The sequence below is a fragment of the Stutzerimonas sp. LR2 genome, from assembly GCF_055755175.1.
Genome location: NZ_JBVTRR010000005.1, coordinates 186,535 through 206,715 on the forward strand (window position 1 = coordinate 186,535; position 20,181 = coordinate 206,715).

Here is a 20,181-nt window from a genome sequence, read left to right on the forward strand (position 1 = left end):
GGCTTGATGACGGGGGAGTGTAACGCGATACGTGCGGGCTTTCTCGGGTGCCCTTCGTCAGCCAGCGGACGCGAACGCCTCCGCCGACTGCGAGCCGGTTACACCGGTTTGACGTCGATGATTTCGACTTCGAACGTCAGGGTCTTGCCAGCCAGAGGATGGTTGAAGTCGACAGTGACCTGATTGTCATCGAAGGCCTTCACCACCCCTGGCAGCTCGGTGCGGGCCGCGTCCTGAAAGCTCACCATCAAGCCTTCGGAGAGCTCCATCCCGGCGAACTGGCTGCGCGGCATGACCTGGACGTTCTGCGGGTTGACCTGGCCGAAGCCCTGCTCCGGAGCAATCTGCAGAGTGCGCTTGTCACCAGCCTTCAGCCCATAGAGCTGCTGCTCGAAACCCGGCAGCAAGTTGCCATCGCCCACCTTGAAAGTGGCCGGTTTCTTGTCGAACGTGCTGTCGACCAGCTCGCCCGTCTCCAGGCCGAGCGCAAAATGCAGGGTGACTTCCTTGTCCGGCCCAATGCGCTGTTCAGTCATGTGCGGATTCTCCGGTCTTGTTGCCCTTGAACATATCCAGCGCCAGCATCACGGCGCCTACGGTAATGGCGCTATCGGCGATGTTGAACGCCGGGAAGTACCAGCGGTTCTGCCAATGCACCAAGATGAAGTCGACCACGTGACCAAGCACCACGCGGTCATAGAGGTTGCCCAAAGCGCCTCCCAATACCAACGCCAACGCAACGGCGAGCCAGGTTTCGCTGGCCTTCAGGCGCTTGAGCCAGACCACCAGCACGACGCTCACGCCAATAGCGATCGCCGCGAACAGCCAGCGCTGCCAACCGCTGTGGTCGGCCAGAAAGCTGAACGCCGCACCGGTGTTGTAAGCGAGGGTCCAGGCGAAGTAGTCGGGGATGACCTCGACCTTCTGGTACAGGCTGAAATTGGCCTCGAACCAGTGCTTGGTGGCCTGATCGAGGGCGATGACCAATACGCTCAGCCAAAGCCAGGCAAGCTTGCCGAAACGCGCCGTCATGCAGCGGCCTCCGCTGAAACACGGCGCGGCACAGAGCGCGCCATTCCAGCAGCAGTGAAGGCCGCATCGTGATGGCGATCTGAAGCCCAGCCTACGATCGGATGCACGGACTCACGCATAGTGACGGACCTCACCGGCGCCTTCGATGTTTTCCACGCAGCGTCCACAGATTTCCGGGTGTTCGACATGGCTGCCCACGTCGGGCAAATGGTGCCAGCAGCGGCCGCACTTGCTGTGCTCGGTCTTGCGGACCAACAATTTGAGACCGGCCAACTCGCTGTCCACGGCCTCGGCGGGCGCCTGCGCCAATGGTGCGATGTCTACCGCCGAAGTGATCAGAACGAAGCGCAGTTCACTACCAAGACGAGCCAGCTCGCCAGCCAGCGACTCCTCGGCATACAGGGTGACTTCAGCCTGCAGGTTACCGCCGATGGCCTTGGCGTTGCGCTGGTTCTCCAGCTCCTTGTTTACCGCCGCCTTGACCTCCATGACCTTGTCCCAGAACGGGCGACCGAGCTCGAAGCCTTCCGGCAGCTCGGCAAGCCCTTCGTACCAGGTATTGAGCATCACCGACTCGTTACGCTCGCCCGGCAGGTACTGCCAGATCTCTTCGGCGGTGAACGCCAGGATCGGTGCGATCCAGCGCACCAGCGCCTCGGCAATGTGGTACAGCGCAGTCTGGCAGGAACGCCGCGGCAGACTGTCGGCGCCGGTGGTGTACTGGCGGTCCTTGATGATGTCCAGATAGAAGCCGCCCAGCTCCTGCACGCAGAAGTTGTGCACCTTCTGGTAAACGTTCCAGAACCGGTAGGTGGTGTAAGCCTCCTCGATCTCGCGCTGCAGCAGCAGCGCACGGTCGATGGCCCAGCGATCCAGCGCAATCAGCTGATCATTCGGCACCATGTGCTGCGCCGGGTCGAAACCGTCGAGATTCGAGAGCAGGAAGCGCGCGGTGTTGCGGATGCGTCGATAGGCATCGGCGCTGCGCTGCAGGATCTGCTTGGAAACCGCCATCTCGCCGGAATAGTCGGTAGCCGAGACCCACAGACGCAGGATATCGGCCCCCATGCTGTCGGTGATCTCCTGCGGCGCGATGACGTTGCCGAGGGACTTGGACATTTTGCGGCCATTCTCGTCCACGGTGAAACCGTGGGTGAGCAGCCCCTTGTACGGAGCGTGCCCGTCGATGGCGGCGCCGGTCAGCAGCGAGGAATGGAACCAGCCGCGATGCTGATCGGAGCCTTCCAGATAGAGGTCGGCACGCGGCCCCTGCTCGTGGCCCATGGGGTGCGAGCCGCGCATCACGTGCCAGTGGGTGGTGCCGGAATCGAACCAGACGTCCAGGGTATCGGTGATCTTCTCGTACTGCGCCGCTTCGTCGCCGAGCAGCTCGGCCGCGTCCAGCTTCGACCAGGCCTCGATTCCGCCCTGCTCTACGCGCTGCGCCACCTGCTCCATCAGCTCGACGGTGCGCGGGTGCAGTTCGCCGCTTTCCTTGTGCAGGAAGAACGGGATCGGCACGCCCCAGGTGCGCTGGCGCGAGATGCACCAGTCCGGGCGTCCGGCGATCATGCCGTGCAGGCGCGCCTGCCCCCAGGCCGGGACGAACTCGGTCTGCTCGATGGCGTCCAGTGCACGACGACGCAGCGAACTGCCGTCATGGGCAACCTTGTCCATGACGACGAACCACTGCGCCGTGGCGCGGTAGATCAGCGGCGTCTTGTGCCGCCAGCAGTGCATGTAGCTGTGCTGGATCGACTCGTGCTTGAGCAGCGCACCCACCTCGGCGAGCTTTTCGACGATCACCGGATTAGCCTTCCAGATGAACTGGCCGCCAAAGAACGGCAGATCCGAGACATAGACGCCGTTGCTCTGCACCGGGCCGAGAATGTCGTCATTCTCCATCCCGTAGTGCTTGCAGGAGCGGAAGTCGTCCTCGCCGTATGCGGGCGCCGAATGGACGATACCGGTACCGGCACCGGTTTCCACGTAGTCGGCCAGATAGACCGGAGCGAAGCGCTCGTAGAACGGATGACGGAAGCGGATCAGCTCCAGCGCCTTGCCTTCGCAACGGGCGATGATTTCACCGGCCAGGCCATAGCGCTGCAGACAGGACTCGACCAGTTCTTCGGCCAGCACCAGCAAGCGCTCGCCGGTGTCCACCAGCGCATAGACGAACTCGGGATGCACGTTCAGCGCCTGGTTGGCCGGAATGGTCCAGGGCGTGGTGGTCCAGATGACGATGCTGGCGCGCTTGGCCAGACTGGCCAGGCCGAACGCGGCGGCCAGCTTGTCGGCGTCCTCGACATCGAAGGCGACGTCGATGGCATCGGATTTCTTGTCCTGATACTCCACCTCGGCCTCTGCCAGCGCCGAACCGCAGTCGAAGCACCAGTTGACCGGCTTCAGCCCCTTGAAGACAAAGCCACCCTCAACCATCTTGGCCAGGGCACGAATTTCCCCGGCCTCGTTGGCGAAGTCCATGGTCTTGTAGGGGTTGTCCCAGTCGCCCAAAACGCCGAGACGAATGAAGTCGGCCTTCTGCCCTTCGATCTGCTCGGCGGCGTAGGCGCGGCAACGCTCGCGGGTCAGATCCGCTGGCTGGTTCTTGCCGAAGGTGGTCTCGACCTTGTGCTCGATGGGCAAGCCATGGCAGTCCCAACCCGGTACGTAAGGTGCGTCGAACCCGGCGAGGGTACGCGAACGCACGATCATGTCCTTGATGACCTTGTTCACCGCATGGCCGATGTGGATGTTGCCGTTGGCGTACGGCGGGCCATCGTGCAGGATGAACTTCGGGCGTCCCTCGCCGATCTGCCGCAGCTTCCGGTACAGGTCGATGCTGTTCCAGCGCTGCAGAATCTCCGGCTCGCGCTGTGGCAGACCGGCCTTCATCGGAAATGCCGTGGACGGCAGATTGAGGGTCGCTTTGTAATCGGTCATTTCAGTCCTGACTCGTCATAAGGGATGAAGCCCGCCAGTAATCACGGGCAGCGGCGATGTCCGCATCGATCGCCGTCTTGAGCGCCTCAAGCGAGGCAAAGCGCTGCTCGTCGCGCAGCTTGCGATGAAAGGTCACCTGCACCAGACGGCCATACAGGTCACCCTGGTAATCGAGCAGATGGACCTCCAGATGGGGCTGGCCGTCGCTTTCGACCGTAGGCCGCATGCCGATGTTGGCCACGCCGGCGAACACATTGCCCTCTACCTCGAGTGTCACGACGAACACGCCGCTGAGCGGCGTGTTGCGACGCTTGAGCTGGACATTGGCAGTCGGCGCGCCCAGCTGGCGACCGAGTTTCTGCCCATGCATGACCCGCCCGGTGATCGCGAAGGGCCTGCCGAGCAATGCCTCGGCACAGCCCAGATCACCGTCGGCCAGTACCTGGCGCAGCCGCGTGCTGCTGACACGCTCGCCATCCACCTCGATGGTGGTGGCCGCCTCGACACTGAAGCCTTCGGCGGCGCCAGCCTTGAGCAGGAAGTCGAAGTCGCCGGCGCGGTCACAGCCGAAACGGAAATCGTCGCCCACTTCCAGGTGCCGCACGCCAAGGCCTTCAACCAGTGTGGCGTGGACGAACTCGGCCGCGCTGAGCTCGCGCAGCCGACGATTGAAGGCCAGGCACAGCACCAGATCAACCCCCTGCTCGCTCAGCAGCTGCAGTTTCTCGCGCAGCCGGGTCAGCCGTGCGGGCGCCCGATCCGGCGAAAAGTATTCACGTGGTTGCGGCTCGAAGATCACCACGCAGCCCGGCAGCCCCAGCTCGGCCGCACGTTCGCGCAAGCGCGCCAGGATGGCCTGATGCCCCCGGTGCACGCCGTCGAAATTGCCGATGGTGGCGACGCAGCCCCGATGTCGGGGGCGCAGGTTGTGTAGACCTCGAACCAGCTGCATACCGCACTTCTTGCTTGAAAAGTGGCCGATTATACGCATGTGACATGGCGAGCGGACAGGTTTGCATCGGCCGGACAGTGGCGATCAATGCCGCAAATGTCGCGGCCGCAAACCCGTCAGCAAGAGCCCGCCGGCAAATGCCGCCAGGCCGGCACAGACCAGCAAGCCCAGTTGCAGCGCGCGCTGCTGCCAACCCCACTGGAACCAGTCCTGGGCCGGCACGTTCAGCCACCAGACCACCGCCACCATCGCCGCACAGGCCGCCGCCAGGCGCAGGCCGAACAGCCACCAGCCGGGTGCCGGCCGATAGACGCCGATCTTGTACAGCCCCCAGAAAAGCAGCACGGCATTAAGCATGGATGACAGCGAAGTCGCCAGCGCCAGGCCGACGTGCTGCAGCGGCCAGATCAGAATCAGGTTCATCACCATGTTCGCCACCATACAGATCACGGCGACACGCACCGGCGTCTTCAGGTCCTGACGCGCGAAGAAGCCCGGCGCCAGCACCTTGATCAACATGAACGCCAGCACGCCCAGCGAGTACGCCTGCAGCGCCCGAGCCGACTGCACTACCGCCTCCTCGCTCATGGCGCCGTAGTAGAACAGGCTGGCGATCATCGGTTCGGCGAGAATGCCCAGTGCCAGTGCCGCCGGTACGCCCACCAGCAGCACCATGCGCAGCGCCCAGTCCAGAGTCGCCGAGAACGCCTTGGGATCCTCTCCAGCATGCTGGCGCGACAGGCTCGGTAGAATTACCGTGCCGATGGCGATGCCGAACGCACCCAGCGGCAATTCGGACAGCCGGTCGGCGTAATAGAGCCAGGAGACGCTGCCGGTTTGCAGGAAGGACGCCAGCACGGTATCCAGCAGCAGATTGATCTGGCTCACCGAAACCCCGAACAGCGCCGGCACCATCAACAGCATGATGCGCCGCACCCCCTCGTCACCCCGCTTGACTCGTGGCCTGGGCAGCAGCCCCAGCTTGGCGACATACGGCAGCTGGAACGCCAGCTGGGCGAACCCGGCGATGAACACGCCCCAGGCCAGCGCCATGATCGGCTGATCGAAATAGGGGGCCAGGAACACCGCCGACATGATCATGCAGACGTTGAGCAGCACAGGCGTGAAACCGGGCACCGCGAAATAGCCGTAGCTGTTCAGCACCCCCGAGGTGAAGGCCGTCAGCGAGATCAGCATCAGATAGGGAAAGGTGATGCGCAGCAACTCGCCGGCCAGCTGCATTTTCGCCGGATCGTCATGAAAGCCCGGCGCGAAGACCATCACCACATAGGGCGCGAACAGCACGCCCAATGCAGTCAGCCCTGCCAGAATGAGCCCCAGCATGCCAGCCGTACGATCCACCAGCTGCTTGACGTCCGCCAGCGTGCGCTTGGTGCGGTACTCCGACAGCACCGGCACGAAGGCCTGGGCGAAGGCCCCCTCGGCGAACAACCGGCGGAGGAAGTTGGGGATCTTGAACGCGATGAAGAACGCATCCGCCGCCGCACCGGAGCCGAAGTAGCTGGCGACCACCATATCGCGTACCATGCCCAGCACGCGCGACAGCAGGGTCATGACACTGACCACGGCGCTGGAGCGCAACAATCCGCCCTTGCCGATTTTTTCGGACATTTGTCTTCCTAGAGTTGCAGCGAGAGTGATCGACCGGGCGCCCTGCGCCGGCCTGATCGATGGCCAGTTACGACACGAAATGAGGCGGCGAGTTTAGCCTCAGCCCATCTGTCCGGCCAGCTTCTCAAGCCATTCGACCAGGCTTGACAAGCGCCCTTCGCATCGGCATGATTCGCGGCCTTATTTGCTTTGCAATCCCCACGTTTTCGAGGAGTTCGACGGTGGCCAACAGCCCTTCCGCCAAAAAACGCGCAATTCAGGCTGAGAAGCGTCGCAGCCACAACGCCAGCTTGCGCTCCATGGTTCGCACCTACATCAAGAATGTGGTCAAGGCCATCGACGCCAAGGACCTGGACAAGGCCCGCGCAGCCTACACCGCCGCCGTGCCGGTCATCGACCGCATGGCCGACAAAGGCATCATCCACAAGAACAAAGCCGCTCGTCACAAGAGCCGCCTGAACGGCCACATCAAGGCCCTCGGCGAAGCTGCTGCAGCCTAACTGCAGGTTCTTGTAAAAAAACCGGCCTAGCGCCGGTTTTTTTGTGTCTGCTTTTTCTGCCTGACCCCGACGGATCGAGACGACTGCAATTATTGCGTCACTGGCCAGGGCAGAATCGGAATCGCCGTCACAGCATTCTGCGGACTACCCTCGATGACCCGGTCGCTGTACACGAGATAGACCAGCGCATTGCGCGACTCGTCAAAGAAACGCACCACCTGCATGGTCTTGAACACCAGCGACGTGCGCTCCTTGAACACCACATCGCCATCCTTGAGCTTGCCCTTGATGCGAATCGGGCCGACCTGACGACAGGCGATGGAGGCCTCCGCGCGATCCTCCGCCAGCCCCAGGCCACCTTTGATTCCACCAGTCTTGGCCCGCGACAGATAGCAGGTCACGCCATCGACCATGGGATCATCGAATGCCTCGACGACGATCTTGTGATTCGGCCCGAGCCACTTGAACACCGTGTCGACCGCACCGATCTCCTCGGCAGCCGCCAGGCCCGGCAGGGCCAATCCCACCATCAGTGCCGCAATCGCCAAGCGCATGGAACACCTCAGACCAGAATCATGTTGTCGCGATGGATCAACTCGGGCTCATCGACATAGCCCAGCAGCTTTTCGATCTCGTCGGATGACCGCCCGAGAATGCGCTGCGCCTCAGCCGCACTGTAATTCACCAGCCCGCGCGCCACCTCGGCGCCCTGCGGACCGACGCAGACCACCATCTCGCCACGGCGGAACGCGCCCTGCACCGCACGCACGCCGACCGGCAGCAGGCTGCGGTTGCCCTGACGCAAGGCCAGCACCGCCCCTTCATCCAGGGTCAGCGTGCCACGCGTCTGCAGATGCCCGGCCAGCCATTGCTTGCGAGCCGCATGCCGATTGCATTCAGGCGCCAGCAGGGTACCCAGCCGCTCGCCCGCCTTGAGGCGCGACAGCACCTGCTCGATGCGCCCACCGACGATCACCGTGTGCGCACCGGAACGCGCAGCGAGGCGCGCCGCCCGGAGCTTCGTCTGCATGCCGCCGCGCCCCAGGGCGCCACCGGTGCCGCCTGCGACCGCGTCCAGCGCTGGGTCGTCGGCACGCGCCTCGCTGATCAGATTGGCTTCGGGGTTATGACGCGGATCGGCATCGAACATGCCATCGCGATCGGTGAGGATTACCAGCAGGTCGGCCTCGACCAGGTTGGCAACCAGCGCGGCCAGGGTATCGTTGTCACCGAAGCGGATCTCGTCGGTGACAACCGTGTCGTTCTCATTGATGACCGGCACCACGCCGAGATCGATGAGCGTGCGCAACGTGCTGCGCGCATTGAGGTAGCGCTTGCGATCGGACAGATCGTCATGGGTGACCAGAATCTGCGCGGTCTGCTGATCGCAGCGCGCGAAGCTAGACTCCCAGGCACGGATCAACCCCATCTGGCCCACCGCAGCGGCAGCCTGAAGTTCGTGCACCGCCTTGGGGCGCGAAGCCCAGCCGAGACGACTCATGCCGGCAGCCACCGCACCGGACGAGACCAACACCAGCTCGACGCCCGCCGCCCGCAGCGCCACCATCTGGTCGACCCAGACAGCCATCGCCGCCTGATCGAGCCCTCGACCGTCGGCGGTCAGCAGCGCACTGCCAATCTTCACCACCCAGCGCCGCGCGCCGCTCACCTTGTCCCGCATCGTTCCCGCCTTCCATTCGGCCAAAACACTTCCGGATCGGGCTGCGCACGAGCCAGCCCGCCGACCACCCGCCTGAACCAGGCCTCACAGCGGCCCGACGCTCGCCTCAGCGAACGTAGATGATCTCGGCGCCGCCCTCGTCATCATCATCGTCGTCGAAGTCATCATCATCCGCCTCCTCGACCGACTTGACGCCAGCACGACGCAGCGCCCGCTGATCATCGAGCTCCTGCAGCCGAGCCCGCGCCTCGTCCTCGATCTGCCGATCCAGCTCGGCAAGCGCCTCGGCATACTCCGGCTCCTCGGCGATACGCACGGCGCGCTCGTCCAGGTAACGCATGATCGCCTGACTGAGCGCCTCGGTACCCTCGCTCTCCAGCGCGGAGATGACGAACACCGGCCCTTTCCAGTCCAGCCGCTCGACCACCTGCCGGACGCGCTCTTCGCGCTCCTCTTCAAGCAGCTGATCGGCCTTGTTCAGCACCAGCCAGCGATCACGCTGCGTCAGCGCCGGACTGAACTTCTCCAGCTCGTGCAGAATCACCTCGGCGGCATCGGCAGGGTCACTGCCGTCCAGCGGCGCCATATCGACCAGATGCAGCAGCAGACGGGTACGCGCCAGATGCTTGAGGAAGCGAATGCCGAGCCCGGCACCTTCCGAGGCACCCTCGATCAGCCCCGGGATATCGGCGATCACGAAGCTCTTGTAGCGACCCACGCTGACCACGCCGAGGTTCGGCACCAGCGTGGTGAACGGATAGTCGGCCACCTTCGGCTTGGCCGCCGACACCGAGCGAATGAAGGTACTCTTGCCGGCATTCGGCAATCCGAGCAGACCGACGTCTGCCAGCACCTTCAGCTCCAGCTTGAGGTCGCGCGCATCGCCTGGCTTGCCTGGCGTTGTCTGCCGCGGCGCGCGGTTGGTGCTGGACTTGAAACGCGTATTGCCGAGCCCGTGCCAGCCACCCTGCGCCACCAGCAGTCGCTGACCGGCCTTGGTCAGGTCGCCCATGATTTCCTGGGTCGCTGCATCGATGACCGTCGTACCTACCGGCACCGGCAGGATAAGGTCTTCGCCTTTGGCGCCAGTGCAATCGGTGCTGCCGCCCTTCTGCCCGTTCTGCGCTTGGAAGCGCCGGGTATAGCGATAGTCCACCAGCGTATTGAGGTTCTCGTCAGCCTCGAGATACACCGAGCCGCCGTCACCACCATCACCGCCGTTGGGGCCACCCTTTTCGATGAACTTCTCGCGACGGAAGCTCATCATGCCGTTACCGCCGTCGCCGGCCTTTACAAAAATCGATACTTCATCGACGAATTTCATGGGAACGCCTCCCGTCGCAGGACGGGCTTAAGAAACAAGAACGTAAGGACCTTGCGAAAAACCGGACGATCGCCAAGCGGTTCTCGGCAAGAGCCTCACAGGATACAGAAACAAAAAAGCCCCGTCGCATGACAGGGCTTTTCCAGCAACGCCGCAGTTAGGCTGCGACGACGCTCACGTAGCGACGGCCAAAAGCGCCCTTCACTTCGAACTTGACCACGCCTTCGACCTTGGCGAAGAGGGTGTGGTCCTTGCCCATGCCAACGCCATAACCTGCGTGGAACTGGGTGCCGCGCTGACGCACGATGATGTTGCCGGCCTTGATGGCCTGGCCGCCGTACATCTTCACGCCAAGTCGTTTGGCTTCTGAGTCGCGACCGTTGCGGGTAGAACCGCCAGCTTTTTTGTGTGCCATGAGTTCAATACTCCTATATGGGGATTCAGGCCCGATTAGCCCTGAATACCGGTGATTTTGACCTCAGTGAACCACTGACGGTGGCCCTGACGCTTCATGTGGTGCTTACGACGGCGGAACTTGATGATGGTCACTTTGTCGTGGCGGCCCTGGGCAACCACTTCAGCGGTGACTTTGGCACCATCGACCACCGGAGCGCCGATCTTCACATCGTCGCCGTTGCCGATCAGCAGAACGCGGTCAAAGGTGACAGCTTCGCCAGTCGGAACTTCGAGTTTTTCAATCTTGAGGTATTCGCCTTCGGCAACCTTGTATTGCTTGCCGCCGGTTACGATAACTGCGTACATCTTGTATCTCCGTTGATCCTGCTCACCCAGCGCTTTGAAAGAATGATTAGTGGCTGGCATGGCTGCATGGGGCCGGAAGGTGACGCCCGTGCAATTGCGTAAGGCAGGGAAATGCCCAGGGGGAAGTTCAGGGTCCGCGATTGTACGCATGCGCCACACCCCGCGCAATAGCCAAAGGGCGTTGCCTTGACAGTGCCAGACCCGCCCCCTAGCATGCCGCGCAATCTGCGAGGAGTCCCCGATGCAACCCCAGCCTTTCTATCAAGTTGTGGCGGACGATTTTGCCGCTGTCGACGGCATCATCCGCAAGCAGCTGACTTCGCGCGTTCCTCTGGTGGAAAAGATCGGGGATTACATCACTTCGGCCGGCGGCAAACGCCTGCGCCCGCTGCTGGTGCTGCTGAGCGGCAGCGCGCTGGGTCATCAGGGCGAGCAATTGCGCCTACTCGCCGCCATCATCGAATTCCTCCACACCTCCACGCTGCTGCATGACGACGTCGTCGATATGTCCGGCATGCGTCGTGGCCGCTCCACCGCCAATGCGCTATGGGGCAACGCGCCCAGCGTGCTGGTTGGCGACTTTCTATATGCGCGCTCGTTCGAGATGATGGTCGAGCTGGATTCGATGCCCGTCATGCGCATCATTTCCCAAGCGACCCGGGTCATCGCCGAAGGCGAAGTGCTGCAGTTGTCGAAGGTTCGCGACGCCAGCACCACCGAAGAGATCTACATGGAAGTCATCCGTGGCAAGACCGCGATGCTCTTCGAGGCCTCGACGCACAGTGCCGCCACCCTGGCCGGCGCCAGCGAGCAGCAGCGCGAGGCGCTGCGTACCTTCGGCGACCACCTCGGCATCGCGTTCCAGTTGGTGGATGATCTGCTCGACTACCAGGGCGATGCCGAAACCCTCGGCAAGAACGTTGGCGATGACCTCGCCGAAGGCAAACCCACGCTACCGCTGATCTACACGATGCGCGAAGGCTCCGCCGAACAGGCTGCCCTAGTGCGCAAGGCCATCCAGAAAGGCGGACTGGAAGATCTGGAGAGCATCCGCAGCGCAGTCGAGGCGTCCGGCGCCCTGGACTACACCGCCAAGCTCGCCCGCGACTATGCCGAACGCGCCATCGCCTGCCTCGAAGTCATTCCGGCCAATCAGTATCGCGACGCACTGGTCCAGCTTTGCCGCTTCGCGGTAGCCCGCACGCATTGATCACCCTTCTTGACGCTGCGCCAAGCGCGCAGCTCGCCCTCCTATCAAGCCCCTCCCTCCGCTCGCATGAGCGGTGAATAATTGCGCTTGCATATTTGCAAATAACAATTATTCTCATTAACAAACTGAATGGGAGGTGCCGCATGACCTATCTGATCGATGCCTGGCTGGACCGGCCGCAACCCTACCTGCGGATACTCGACCGCAACACCGGCGCGGTGTGCGTTTCACTGGAAGGAGAGGCGCTGGAGGAGCTGCGCGAGCAGGGCGATCTCGACCTGCAGGAGCTCAGCACGAACGAGCCCTGCGTGCTCAAGGAGCAGATCCGCAATCTGTTTCTGTTCAGCTATGCCCGGGCATTGCGCCCCTGAGCCGATCAAGGCCTGAACGCGCGCACCGCGGTTGGAAACACGCGCGTCCCGTGGTCAGCGCCGCCGCGCATTGCGCGACAGCTGCCGAGAGACCGTCGAGCGCAACCGCGTCAGAGCACGTCCAGCAGTTCGACGTCGAACACCAGCGTACTGTGCGGCGGGATGCTACCGACGCTCTGCGCACCATAGGCCAGTTCGCTCGGCACATAGAGGCGCCATTTGCTACCGGCATTCATCAGCTGCAGCGCCTCGGTCCAGCCGGCGATGACGCCTCCGACCGGGAACTCGGCCGGCTGGCCGCGCTGGTAGGAGCTGTCAAACACGCTGCCGTCGATCAGGGTGCCGTGGTAGTGGGTCCGCACGCTGTCTTCGCGGGTCGGCTTGGCCCCGTCGCCTGCGGACAGCACTTCATACTGCAGACCGGATTCCAGCACCACCACGCCGTCGCGCTTGGCGTTTTCGGCGAGGAAGGCACGGCCTTCGGCAGCGGCGGCCTCGGCCTTCTGCTGAGCTTCGACCTGCATGCGCTGGCGGATCACCGCGAAGCTGGCATTCAGCGCCTCGGGGCTGACCTGGCTGGCAGCACCGGCGAACGCGTCACGAATACCGGCGATCACCGCGTCGAGGCTGACACCCGGCGGCGGGTTGTCACGCAGCTGATCACCCAGCTGACGGCCAATGCCGTAGCTGACGCGGGTTTCGTCGGTGGAGAGATTGAGTTCGGTCATGCCGGGCTCCGGTCAGGTAAAAAGGTCGGCCAGACTAGCACAGCCGAACAGCCGGAGTCGTCGCAGCGTGGCTCACCTGCCCCGGCAGCGCTGCGAGCAGTAACGCACTTCATCCCAGCAGCGCGCCCACTTCCTGCGCCAGGTGAACGGCAGGCCGCAGCGGGCACAAACCTTCGATGGCAGGTCGGCCTTCCTTCTCACAAGGAATCCCCAGCATCCAGCCGTGCCAGCAGCGCCTCGCCACGCTGCCAGAGCGCTTGCTGCCTGGCCTCGTCCATGCGGGTCAGGTTGCGATAGACCATGGTCATTCGTGGATTGCCCTGCAGCCGCTCACGGTGGCGCATCAGGAAATGCCAGTACAGCGCGTTGAACGGACAGGCATTCTCCGTCGTGCTCTCGGCCACGCTGTATGAGCAACCCTGGCAGTAATCGGACATCCGCTTGATGTACTGGCCGCTCGCGCAGTAAGGCTTGGACCCCAGGTAACCACCGTCGGCGTGCAGCACCATGCCCAGCACGTTGGGCAGCTCCACCCACTCGAAGGCATCCATGTACACGGCCAGGTACCAGTCGCACAGCGCCGGCGGCGCGATACCCGCGAGCAGGGCGAAGTTGCCCGTCACCATCAGCCGCTGAATATGATGCGCATAAGCGAGTTCGAGCGTCTGCCCGATTACCTGGCGCATGCAGTTCATCCGCGTGCGGCCGGTCCAGTAGAACTCCGGCAGTGGCCGGTCGTTGCCGAAAGCGTTGCGCCGCGCATAGTCGGGCATCTGCAGCCAGTAGATGCCGCGCACGTACTCGCGCCAGCCGATCAGCTGACGAATGAAGCCCTCGGCCGCGTTCAGCGCCACGTGCCCCTTTCGATAGGCCGCCTCGACATCGGCGCACAGTCGCCGCAGGTCGAGCAGTCCGACGTTGAGCGCCGCTCCGATGCGGGCATGAAAGAGGAAAGGCTCTCCGCTGGCCATGGTGTCCTGATAGTCGCCGAAGGCCGCCAGCCCGAAATCGAGGAAATTCAACCAGAGCCGCTCGGCCTCGGCGTGGGTCACCGGGTAATCGAAGCCATCCAGGCCGCCGTAGTGATGGGCGAAACGTGAGCTCACCAGTGTCAGCACTTCACGGGTAATGGCATCGGCCGTAAAGGACAGCCTGATCGGGCCATGTAACCCGCGCGGCAGCGCCTTGCGATTGTCGGCGTCGAGATTCCAGACACCACCCTCCGGTGAGCCATCCGGATTCAGCAGCAACCCGGTTCGACGCCGCATCTCGCGGTAGAAGAACTCCATGCGCAACTGCGACTTGCCCTGTGCCCAACGCGCGAACTCGCTGCGCGAGCAGATGAAACGCCGATCGGCATGCCAGGTGATTGGCAGGCCGCAACCGTTGAGCGTCTGCTCGACGCGCCAGTCGCCGGCCTCGGTGACATGAATCGATCGTGGCCGATGCAGCGTCGCGAAACGGAGCAGCTCGCCGGCCAGCGAGCCACTGTTGGCCGGATCGTCGAGCCGTACATAGTCCACCGCCACGCCGCGCAGCCGCAGTGCCTCGGCAAAGTGGCGCATGGCGCTGAATATGAAGGCGATCTTCTGCGGATGATGCGGAACGTGACCTGCCTCCTCCGCCACTTCCGCGAGCAGCACCCGGTCACGCGCCACATCAAGACCTTCGAGGGCGGACAGCTCGAAGCTCAGCTGGTCCCCCAGCACCAGCCGCAGCGCCGCTACGCTCACAGCGAAGCGCCTTCAGCACACGCCCTGGCGAGTCTCACCACTGCGAACGCATGCCGATGGGTACGCGCAGCGGCTCGCGAACGCCATCCGCCAGGCCGCACATCTCGTCATAAGGGGACTGCTGCACCAGATGGAATGGCAGCTCGGGAAGGTCGCGCAGCAGGTCGCGCGCGTGCTCGACCGAGCGCAGATGGCAAACGCTGCCGCGCTCGTCGACCAGCGCGTGTCGCTGGCCTTGCAGATAGATGTCGAGGATATAGATGCCGCCCTCAAGGGAAATCAGCTCGAGGGCATCGATACGCCCCGCATTGGCATGCCGGGCGAGGTCGCTCAGGTTCATGGCAAGTACTCAGGAAATAACGATACAGAATATTGAACAAACAATAATTCTGTACAGCTTTTCCGATGACTGCCGCAGGTGAGGTGTCAGTGCTTGGTGATCTTGTCCATGTAACCCATGGCAAAGGCCGACACCACGAAGGTGAGGTGGATGATCACGTACCACATCAGCTTTTCGCTATCGATCTGCTGTACGTCCATGAACATGCGAAGCAGGTGGATCGAGGAAATCGCTACGATGGAGGCGGCGACCTTGAGCTTCAGCGAGCTGGAATCCATCTTGCCGAGCCAGTCGAGCTTTTCCTTGCCCTCGTCCACGTCCAATTGCGAAACGAAATTCTCGTAGCCGGAGATCATCACCATCACCAGCAGCCCGCCGACCAGCGCCATGTCGATCAGCGACAGCAGGGTCAGCACCAGATCCGCCTCGCTGATGGAGAGGATCATCGGCAGGATATGGAATATCTCCTGAAAGAACTTGATCGCCAGGGCCAGCAGCGCAAATGCCAGACCGAAATAGATGGGCGCCAGCAGCCAGCGAGCGGCATACATGGCGTTCTCGAGAATGCGTTCCATGAGGTCTCACAGCGGTAATTGAACGAGGCGCGAGTATACGCAGCAGGGTCGAGCGGACCAAGGCAGGCAAAGGGTCATCGTGGCGGCAGGACAGAGCCGGGCCGTCACCGGCAGGTCAGCGCCAGAAGGCCGCACATCGATGATGCTGTGACGATCATTCCCAGCCGCTGAGGAAGCGCCCCTGGTTGGCATTGACTCGCCGCAGCTCGGCCTGCATGTGCAGCTGCCAGATGGAGGGATCGTCCGATTCGCGGTAGCCCTGCCCGACGAGATTGTCGGCGATGGCCTGCAGCACCGACTCAGCCATGGCCGGCCCGTGGAAGGGCCCCTGAACCTTGATCGCGGTAGGCTGACCATCGGCCAGCCCAGCGGCGCAGAGCAGCGTCCATAGGCCATTGCCGCCAGCGAGGGGGCGGATGGCACATTCGATACGGGTAACCAGGCCCAGGCACTGGCGGTTGAGACAAAGGTTGTGCGGCATGACGGCAATCCTCGCGTCGGGCTGACGCGGAACATCCTGCACGGATGTAGCGCGAGAGCCTGTTTATCCCCTGAAGCTGTGGATAATCCTGTGAATGAAGGGTGCATGCCCTTCTCCACTGCAGACCCGCCGCGCGCCCTATCGTTCCGTTCAAAAACCGCACAATGGCGACGTTCAGCTGCTCCCTTCGGATTTGGCAGCCTCTTGCTCCGGCGCCACCGCCGTCTCGCCCTTGCCTTCCTCTTCCAGTTCGATCTCGGCGATGTCGCGCAGCCGTTCGACTACCCTGGCGTTCACGCTGCCCTTGGGAAAGTGGCCCTGCTCATTGGCCGCGCCCACATCCTCGCCCACCAGCAGCGACAACGCCTCATCCACCTGTCTTACAGCATAGACGTGGAAGCGCTGCTGGCGTACGGCCTCCAGCACGCGCTCATCGAGCATGAGGGTGGTGACGTTGGCGAACGGGATGATCACCCCCTGCTCGCCGGTCAGGCCGCGCGCCTCGCAAAGGCGGAAGAAGCCTTCGATCTTCTCGTTGACCCCGCCGACCGCCTGCACTTCACCGAACTGGTTGATCGAGCCGGTGATGGCGAAGCACTGCTTGAGCGGTGTGCGCGACAGCGCCGAGATCAACGCACAGCACTCGCCCAGCGAGGCGCTGTCGCCATCGACGTAACCGTAGGACTGTTCCAGCGCGATGCTCGCGGAAATCTCCAGGGGAAACTCCTGGGCGTAGCGGCTGCCCAGGTAGCCAGTGAGGATCATCACTCCCTTGGAGTGGATCGGCTGGCCGAGGTTGACCTCACGTTCGATGTCGACGATGCCTGAACCACCCGGATAGACGGTGGCGGAAATGCGTGCCGGCATACCGAATGCCGAATCACCGACTTCCAGCACGGTCAGGCCGTTGCACTTGCCGATCGCTGCACCCTCACTGTCGATCAGGATCACGCCGGCGAGGATGTCCTCGAGAATCCGCGCCGAAACGCGGCCCGTGCGCGTGGCCTTGGCCTTCAGTGCACGCTCGATATGGCCGACGTCCGTCACCTCGTCCTTGGCCAGCTGGCGAATGAAGTCGGCCTCGCTGACCAGCTGGAACAGGTCGCCAATGCGCGCCGACAACCGGCCCTGATGCTCGGCCAGACGTGCGCTGTAGGTTGCCAGGCGCGCCACCGCTGCCGAGGTGAGAGGGGCCATGCCCTCTTCCGATGTACGGGTCATCATCAGCTGGGCGAACTGCTCGAGGCTGTCCTCGGCCAGCGGGATGTCCTCGTCGAAGTCCACCAGCACGCGGAACATCTCCTGGAAGTCCGGATCCAGGTCCTGCAGCGTGTAATAGAGCTGGCGCGAGCCGATGATGATCACCTTGACGTTCAGCGGGATGACCTGCGGCGTCAGCGTCACTGTGGCCAGGCGACCCAGCTCGGCCAACGGCGACTCCATCTTCAGCTTGCGCGATTGCAGGGCGCGCTTGAGCGCCTCCCAGACGAAGGGTTCGCTGAGCAGCTTCTCGGCCTCCAGCATGAGAAAGCCGCCATTGGCGCGATGCAGGGCGCCGGGGCGCAGCTGGCGGTAGCTGGTATAAAGCGCGCCCTGGTCGGTGCCGTATTCGATACGGCCGAACAGGTTGTCGAAGGTCGGGTGCGGCTCGAACACCACCGGCGCGCCGCCATCGACCGGGTGGCCGACCACCAGGCTCGGGCTGTACTGCTCCTCGAGCAGCACGCGGTTCTGTGCCTCCGGGCGGTTCTCGTCGACCAGCTGCTCGACCACGGTCTTCAGCAGGTTGACCTGCACCGCCTGCAGATAAGCCTCGATGCCGGCGTTCTCGGCATACTTTTCCGAAAGGGGCGCCAGCAGCGGATGCAGTGCCTGACTGATGGTCTCGTCATTGAGCTGGCGCAACTGGTTGGTGGACTCGCGCTTCCACTGCGGGAGGCTGGCCAGCTCTTCGTTCAGGCGTACTTCCAGCGCGGAAATATCTTCGTGGTAACGCTCGCGCTCGGCTTCCGGCAGCTGAGCGAATTCGGTCTCGTCCAGCGCCTTGCCGTCCTTCATCGGAGTGAAGGCGATATTGGTGCTGTCGCGGTAGAGGGCGATTTCCTTCTCGAGCGCAAGCTTCTCGATGACGTCCAACGCCTTGTCGTAGCGCTGGTTGAAGGCGCGGTCGATGGCGCTCTTCTTCTGCTGGAAACTCGGATGCTCGAACACCGCCGGAAAGGTCGCCAGCAGATTGTCGATCAGCTGGTTGATGTCGGCGATGAACCCCGCCGCGCCACCATGGGGCAACTCGAGCACCCGCGGCTCACGGGGCTCGTTGAAGTTGTTGACGTAGACCCAATCCGACGGCGTTTGCAGTCGCTTGCCTTCGGCCTTCAGGTAACGCCGTACGAAAGAGAAACGCCCGGTGCCCGGCTCGCCCATCACATAGACGTTGTAACCGGGTCGCGGCATGGCAACGCCGAATTGCAGCGCCTCGACGGCGCGCTCCTGACCGAGCACGCCGAGAAAGGGCTCAAGCTCGGCGGTGGTCTTGAAGTTGAATTGGCTGGGCTCGAAGGGACGGGTCAGCGCATCGGGTGCCAGGCGCAAGCCGGCAGCGACAGTTTCAGGCATCGGGAATCCTTGCTGGAGTGGCGCATGCGGCCACGATTGATGGCGTCATTCTGGCGTTGCCTCGGGCGCGCCGCAAGGCTGGCAGCCGGCCCGGGCATCCAGCGGGCGACGGTCCGGTTTCGGCGATAAAACCCGAGCGGCGGCTGTAATGACACAAGTGGATACATTTGGCCGCAGCGGACTCCGCCCCGGGGCTTGATGCAGATCAAACGGTCGCTTGACGGAAAAGCGCTTCCTAAAGCCAGCCAACACAAAAAGGAGCTTCCGTGATGCGCCCTTCTCTTCCCCTATTGCTTAGCAGCCTATTGGTCACCGGCGCCGCGAACGCTGACGATCTTCGCGAACGCGCCAATGCCATCTTCAAGCCGATTCCGGACAAAGTCACCGAGGTGCGTGGCCAGAAGGTCAGCGAAGATCAGGCCATGCTCGGGCACAAGCTGTGGTTCGACCCGCGCCTGTCCAGCAGCCATGTGATCAGCTGCAACACCTGTCACAACCTGAGCATCGGCGGCAGCGACAACGTGCCGACGTCCATCGGCCATGGCTGGCAGAAAGGCCCGCGCAACTCGCCCACCGTGCTGAATGCCGTGTTCAACGCCGCCCAGTTCTGGGATGGCCGCGCCAAGGATCTCCAGGAACAGGCCAAGGGCCCGGTCCAGGCGAGCGTGGAAATGAACAGCACGCCCGAACGCGTCGTCGCCACGCTCAAGAGCATTCCGGAGTACGCCGCCGAGTTCAAGAAGGCCTTCCCGAAAGACAAGGACCCGGTCAGCTTCGACAACATGGCCTATGCGCTGGAAGCCTTCGAGGTCAGCCTGACCACGCCGAACTCACCGTTCGACCGCTTCCTCAAGGGCGAGGACAAGGCCCTGGATGACAAGCAGAAGCAAGGCCTCGCGCTGTTCATGGACGCGGGCTGTTCCGCCTGCCACAACGGCGTGAACCTCGGCGGCCAGGGCTACTTCCCCTTCGGCGTCGTCAAGAAGCCGGGTGCCGAAGTGCTGCCGGCCGGCGACAAGGGCCGCTTCACGGTGACCAACACCGCCAGCGACGAATACGTCTTCCGCGCCGCGCCGCTGCGCAACGTCGCCCTGACGCCGCCGTACTTCCACAGCGGCGAGGTCTGGGAACTGGAGCAGGCGGTGGCCATCATGGGCGACAGCCAGCTGGGCCGTCAGCTCAATCAGGACGAGGTCAGCGCCATCACCGCCTTCCTGCGCAGCGTGACCGGCGATCAGCCTCAGGTAGCCTACCCGGTTCTTCCGGCGAGCACCGCCGACACGCCGAAACCGCAGTAACCG

21 protein-coding genes are annotated in these 20,181 nt (G+C 63.2%); 4 read left to right on the top strand and 17 right to left on the bottom strand.

Translation table 11 applies throughout. The annotated features are described in order from the left end of the window. Positions 1-98 precede the first annotated feature (98 nt). From ACVRRC_RS18470 to murJ, 5 genes are all read right to left on the bottom strand, one after another. The gene (locus tag ACVRRC_RS18470) at positions 99-536 is read right to left on the bottom strand and encodes an FKBP-type peptidyl-prolyl cis-trans isomerase (protein ID WP_014595906.1); all 438 of its coding nucleotides are present in this window, start codon (positions 534-536) and stop codon (positions 99-101) included. After that, entirely contained in the window at positions 529-1,032 is a 504-nt protein-coding gene (lspA, locus tag ACVRRC_RS18475; protein ID WP_014595905.1) for a signal peptidase II, read from the bottom strand. The genes ACVRRC_RS18470 and lspA overlap by 8 nt, the downstream gene beginning before the upstream one ends. 111 nt (positions 1,033-1,143) lie before the next feature. After that, a complete protein-coding gene (gene ileS / locus ACVRRC_RS18480; RefSeq protein WP_472997340.1) occupies positions 1,144-3,975 on the bottom strand; it encodes an isoleucine--tRNA ligase in 2,832 nt (943 codons plus the stop codon). A gap of 1 nt (position 3,976) precedes the next feature. After that, positions 3,977-4,927, bottom strand: coding sequence for a bifunctional riboflavin kinase/FAD synthetase (gene ribF, locus ACVRRC_RS18485; protein WP_472997342.1), 951 nt, complete (start codon positions 4,925-4,927; stop codon positions 3,977-3,979). Between the two features lie 84 nt (positions 4,928-5,011). Then, on the bottom strand, positions 5,012-6,559 hold the full coding sequence (gene murJ / locus ACVRRC_RS18490) for a murein biosynthesis integral membrane protein MurJ (protein WP_472997343.1): 1,548 nt from the start codon (positions 6,557-6,559) through the stop codon (positions 5,012-5,014). A gap of 221 nt (positions 6,560-6,780) precedes the next feature. On the opposite strand from murJ, the gene rpsT reads away from it, so the two are divergent. Further along, entirely contained in the window at positions 6,781-7,059 is a 279-nt protein-coding gene (rpsT, locus tag ACVRRC_RS18495) for a 30S ribosomal protein S20 (protein ID WP_003288018.1), read from the top strand. Between the two features lie 89 nt (positions 7,060-7,148). Here the strand turns inward: rpsT and ACVRRC_RS18500 are convergent, their stop codons facing one another. From ACVRRC_RS18500 to rplU, 5 genes are all read right to left on the bottom strand, one after another. Beyond that, positions 7,149-7,613 carry a CreA family protein gene (locus tag ACVRRC_RS18500; protein WP_014595902.1) on the bottom strand — a complete coding sequence of 155 codons (465 nt, stop codon included), beginning with the start codon at positions 7,611-7,613 and terminating at the stop codon, positions 7,149-7,151. 8 nt (positions 7,614-7,621) lie between these two features. Then, positions 7,622-8,740: a glutamate 5-kinase gene (gene proB / locus ACVRRC_RS18505; RefSeq protein WP_019406341.1), complete on the bottom strand. Its 1,119-nt coding sequence runs from the start codon at positions 8,738-8,740 to the stop codon at positions 7,622-7,624. A gap of 106 nt (positions 8,741-8,846) precedes the next feature. Next, the gene (gene cgtA / locus ACVRRC_RS18510) at positions 8,847-10,064 is read right to left on the bottom strand and encodes an Obg family GTPase CgtA (protein WP_013981864.1); all 1,218 of its coding nucleotides are present in this window, start codon (positions 10,062-10,064) and stop codon (positions 8,847-8,849) included. Between the two features lie 157 nt (positions 10,065-10,221). Next, a complete protein-coding gene (gene rpmA / locus ACVRRC_RS18515; protein WP_011912146.1) occupies positions 10,222-10,479 on the bottom strand; it encodes a 50S ribosomal protein L27 in 258 nt (85 codons plus the stop codon). A 35-nt stretch (positions 10,480-10,514) separates the two neighbouring features. Then, on the bottom strand, positions 10,515-10,826 hold the full coding sequence (gene rplU / locus ACVRRC_RS18520; RefSeq protein WP_013981863.1) for a 50S ribosomal protein L21: 312 nt from the start codon (positions 10,824-10,826) through the stop codon (positions 10,515-10,517). Positions 10,827-11,067: 241 nt separating this feature from the next. Here rplU and ACVRRC_RS18525 point away from each other — a divergent pair, with 241 nt between their 5' ends. After that, on the top strand, positions 11,068-12,036 hold the full coding sequence (locus ACVRRC_RS18525) for a polyprenyl synthetase family protein (RefSeq protein ID WP_061374029.1): 969 nt from the start codon (positions 11,068-11,070) through the stop codon (positions 12,034-12,036). 143 nt (positions 12,037-12,179) lie between these two features. Beyond that, positions 12,180-12,407, top strand: coding sequence for a PA4570 family protein (locus ACVRRC_RS18530; RefSeq protein WP_003281581.1), 228 nt, complete (start codon positions 12,180-12,182; stop codon positions 12,405-12,407). Positions 12,408-12,517: 110 nt separating this feature from the next. On the opposite strand, the gene ACVRRC_RS18535 is transcribed toward ACVRRC_RS18530, so the two are convergent. From ACVRRC_RS18535 to ACVRRC_RS18565, 7 genes are all read right to left on the bottom strand, one after another. Further along, entirely contained in the window at positions 12,518-13,135 is a 618-nt protein-coding gene (locus ACVRRC_RS18535) for an FKBP-type peptidyl-prolyl cis-trans isomerase (RefSeq protein WP_472997344.1), read from the bottom strand. A gap of 72 nt (positions 13,136-13,207) precedes the next feature. Then, the gene (locus ACVRRC_RS18540) at positions 13,208-13,336 is read right to left on the bottom strand and encodes a DUF2256 domain-containing protein (RefSeq protein ID WP_020306566.1); all 129 of its coding nucleotides are present in this window, start codon (positions 13,334-13,336) and stop codon (positions 13,208-13,210) included. After that, positions 13,333-14,868, bottom strand: coding sequence for a cryptochrome/photolyase family protein (locus ACVRRC_RS18545; protein ID WP_472997345.1), 1,536 nt, complete (start codon positions 14,866-14,868; stop codon positions 13,333-13,335). Before ACVRRC_RS18545 ends, ACVRRC_RS18540 begins: the two co-directional genes overlap by 4 nt. A 34-nt stretch (positions 14,869-14,902) precedes the next feature. Beyond that, the gene (locus tag ACVRRC_RS18550) at positions 14,903-15,208 is read right to left on the bottom strand and encodes a DUF6482 family protein (protein WP_013981859.1); all 306 of its coding nucleotides are present in this window, start codon (positions 15,206-15,208) and stop codon (positions 14,903-14,905) included. An 86-nt stretch (positions 15,209-15,294) separates the two neighbouring features. Then, on the bottom strand, positions 15,295-15,783 hold the full coding sequence (locus ACVRRC_RS18555) for a TIGR00645 family protein (protein ID WP_011912140.1): 489 nt from the start codon (positions 15,781-15,783) through the stop codon (positions 15,295-15,297). 154 nt (positions 15,784-15,937) lie between these two features. Beyond that, entirely contained in the window at positions 15,938-16,264 is a 327-nt protein-coding gene (locus ACVRRC_RS18560; protein ID WP_020306572.1) for a PA4575 family protein, read from the bottom strand. Positions 16,265-16,438: 174 nt separating this feature from the next. Beyond that, entirely contained in the window at positions 16,439-18,880 is a 2,442-nt protein-coding gene (locus tag ACVRRC_RS18565) for a Lon protease family protein (protein WP_472997347.1), read from the bottom strand. Between the two features lie 269 nt (positions 18,881-19,149). On the opposite strand from ACVRRC_RS18565, the gene ACVRRC_RS18570 reads away from it, so the two are divergent. Next, entirely contained in the window at positions 19,150-20,178 is a 1,029-nt protein-coding gene (locus ACVRRC_RS18570; protein WP_472997349.1) for a cytochrome-c peroxidase, read from the top strand. The last annotated feature ends 3 nt before the right edge of the window (positions 20,179-20,181 follow it).

Excerpts from the sequence above, each read along its gene's own strand:
- ACVRRC_RS18470 (WP_014595906.1), bottom strand. The coding sequence starts at position 536 with ATGACTGAACAGCGCATTGGGCCGGACAAGGAAGTCACCCTGCATTTT.
- lspA (WP_014595905.1), bottom strand. The coding sequence starts at position 1,032 with ATGACGGCGCGTTTCGGCAAGCTTGCCTGGCTTTGGCTGAGCGTATTG.
- ileS (WP_472997340.1), bottom strand. The coding sequence starts at position 3,975 with ATGACCGATTACAAAGCGACCCTCAATCTGCCGTCCACGGCATTTCCG.
- ribF (WP_472997342.1), bottom strand. The coding sequence starts at position 4,927 with ATGCAGCTGGTTCGAGGTCTACACAACCTGCGCCCCCGACATCGGGGC.
- murJ (WP_472997343.1), bottom strand. The coding sequence starts at position 6,559 with ATGTCCGAAAAAATCGGCAAGGGCGGATTGTTGCGCTCCAGCGCCGTG.
- ACVRRC_RS18500 (WP_014595902.1), bottom strand. The coding sequence starts at position 7,613 with ATGCGCTTGGCGATTGCGGCACTGATGGTGGGATTGGCCCTGCCGGGC.
- proB (WP_019406341.1), bottom strand. The coding sequence starts at position 8,740 with ATGCGGGACAAGGTGAGCGGCGCGCGGCGCTGGGTGGTGAAGATTGGC.
- cgtA (WP_013981864.1), bottom strand. The coding sequence starts at position 10,064 with ATGAAATTCGTCGATGAAGTATCGATTTTTGTAAAGGCCGGCGACGGC.
- rpmA (WP_011912146.1), bottom strand. The coding sequence starts at position 10,479 with ATGGCACACAAAAAAGCTGGCGGTTCTACCCGCAACGGTCGCGACTCA.
- rplU (WP_013981863.1), bottom strand. The coding sequence starts at position 10,826 with ATGTACGCAGTTATCGTAACCGGCGGCAAGCAATACAAGGTTGCCGAA.
- ACVRRC_RS18525 (WP_061374029.1), top strand. The coding sequence starts at position 11,068 with ATGCAACCCCAGCCTTTCTATCAAGTTGTGGCGGACGATTTTGCCGCT.
- ACVRRC_RS18530 (WP_003281581.1), top strand. The coding sequence starts at position 12,180 with ATGACCTATCTGATCGATGCCTGGCTGGACCGGCCGCAACCCTACCTG.
- ACVRRC_RS18535 (WP_472997344.1), bottom strand. The coding sequence starts at position 13,135 with ATGACCGAACTCAATCTCTCCACCGACGAAACCCGCGTCAGCTACGGC.
- ACVRRC_RS18550 (WP_013981859.1), bottom strand. The coding sequence starts at position 15,208 with ATGAACCTGAGCGACCTCGCCCGGCATGCCAATGCGGGGCGTATCGAT.
- ACVRRC_RS18555 (WP_011912140.1), bottom strand. The coding sequence starts at position 15,783 with ATGGAACGCATTCTCGAGAACGCCATGTATGCCGCTCGCTGGCTGCTG.
- ACVRRC_RS18560 (WP_020306572.1), bottom strand. The coding sequence starts at position 16,264 with ATGCCGCACAACCTTTGTCTCAACCGCCAGTGCCTGGGCCTGGTTACC.
- ACVRRC_RS18565 (WP_472997347.1), bottom strand. The coding sequence starts at position 18,880 with ATGCCTGAAACTGTCGCTGCCGGCTTGCGCCTGGCACCCGATGCGCTG.
- ACVRRC_RS18570 (WP_472997349.1), top strand. The coding sequence starts at position 19,150 with ATGCGCCCTTCTCTTCCCCTATTGCTTAGCAGCCTATTGGTCACCGGC.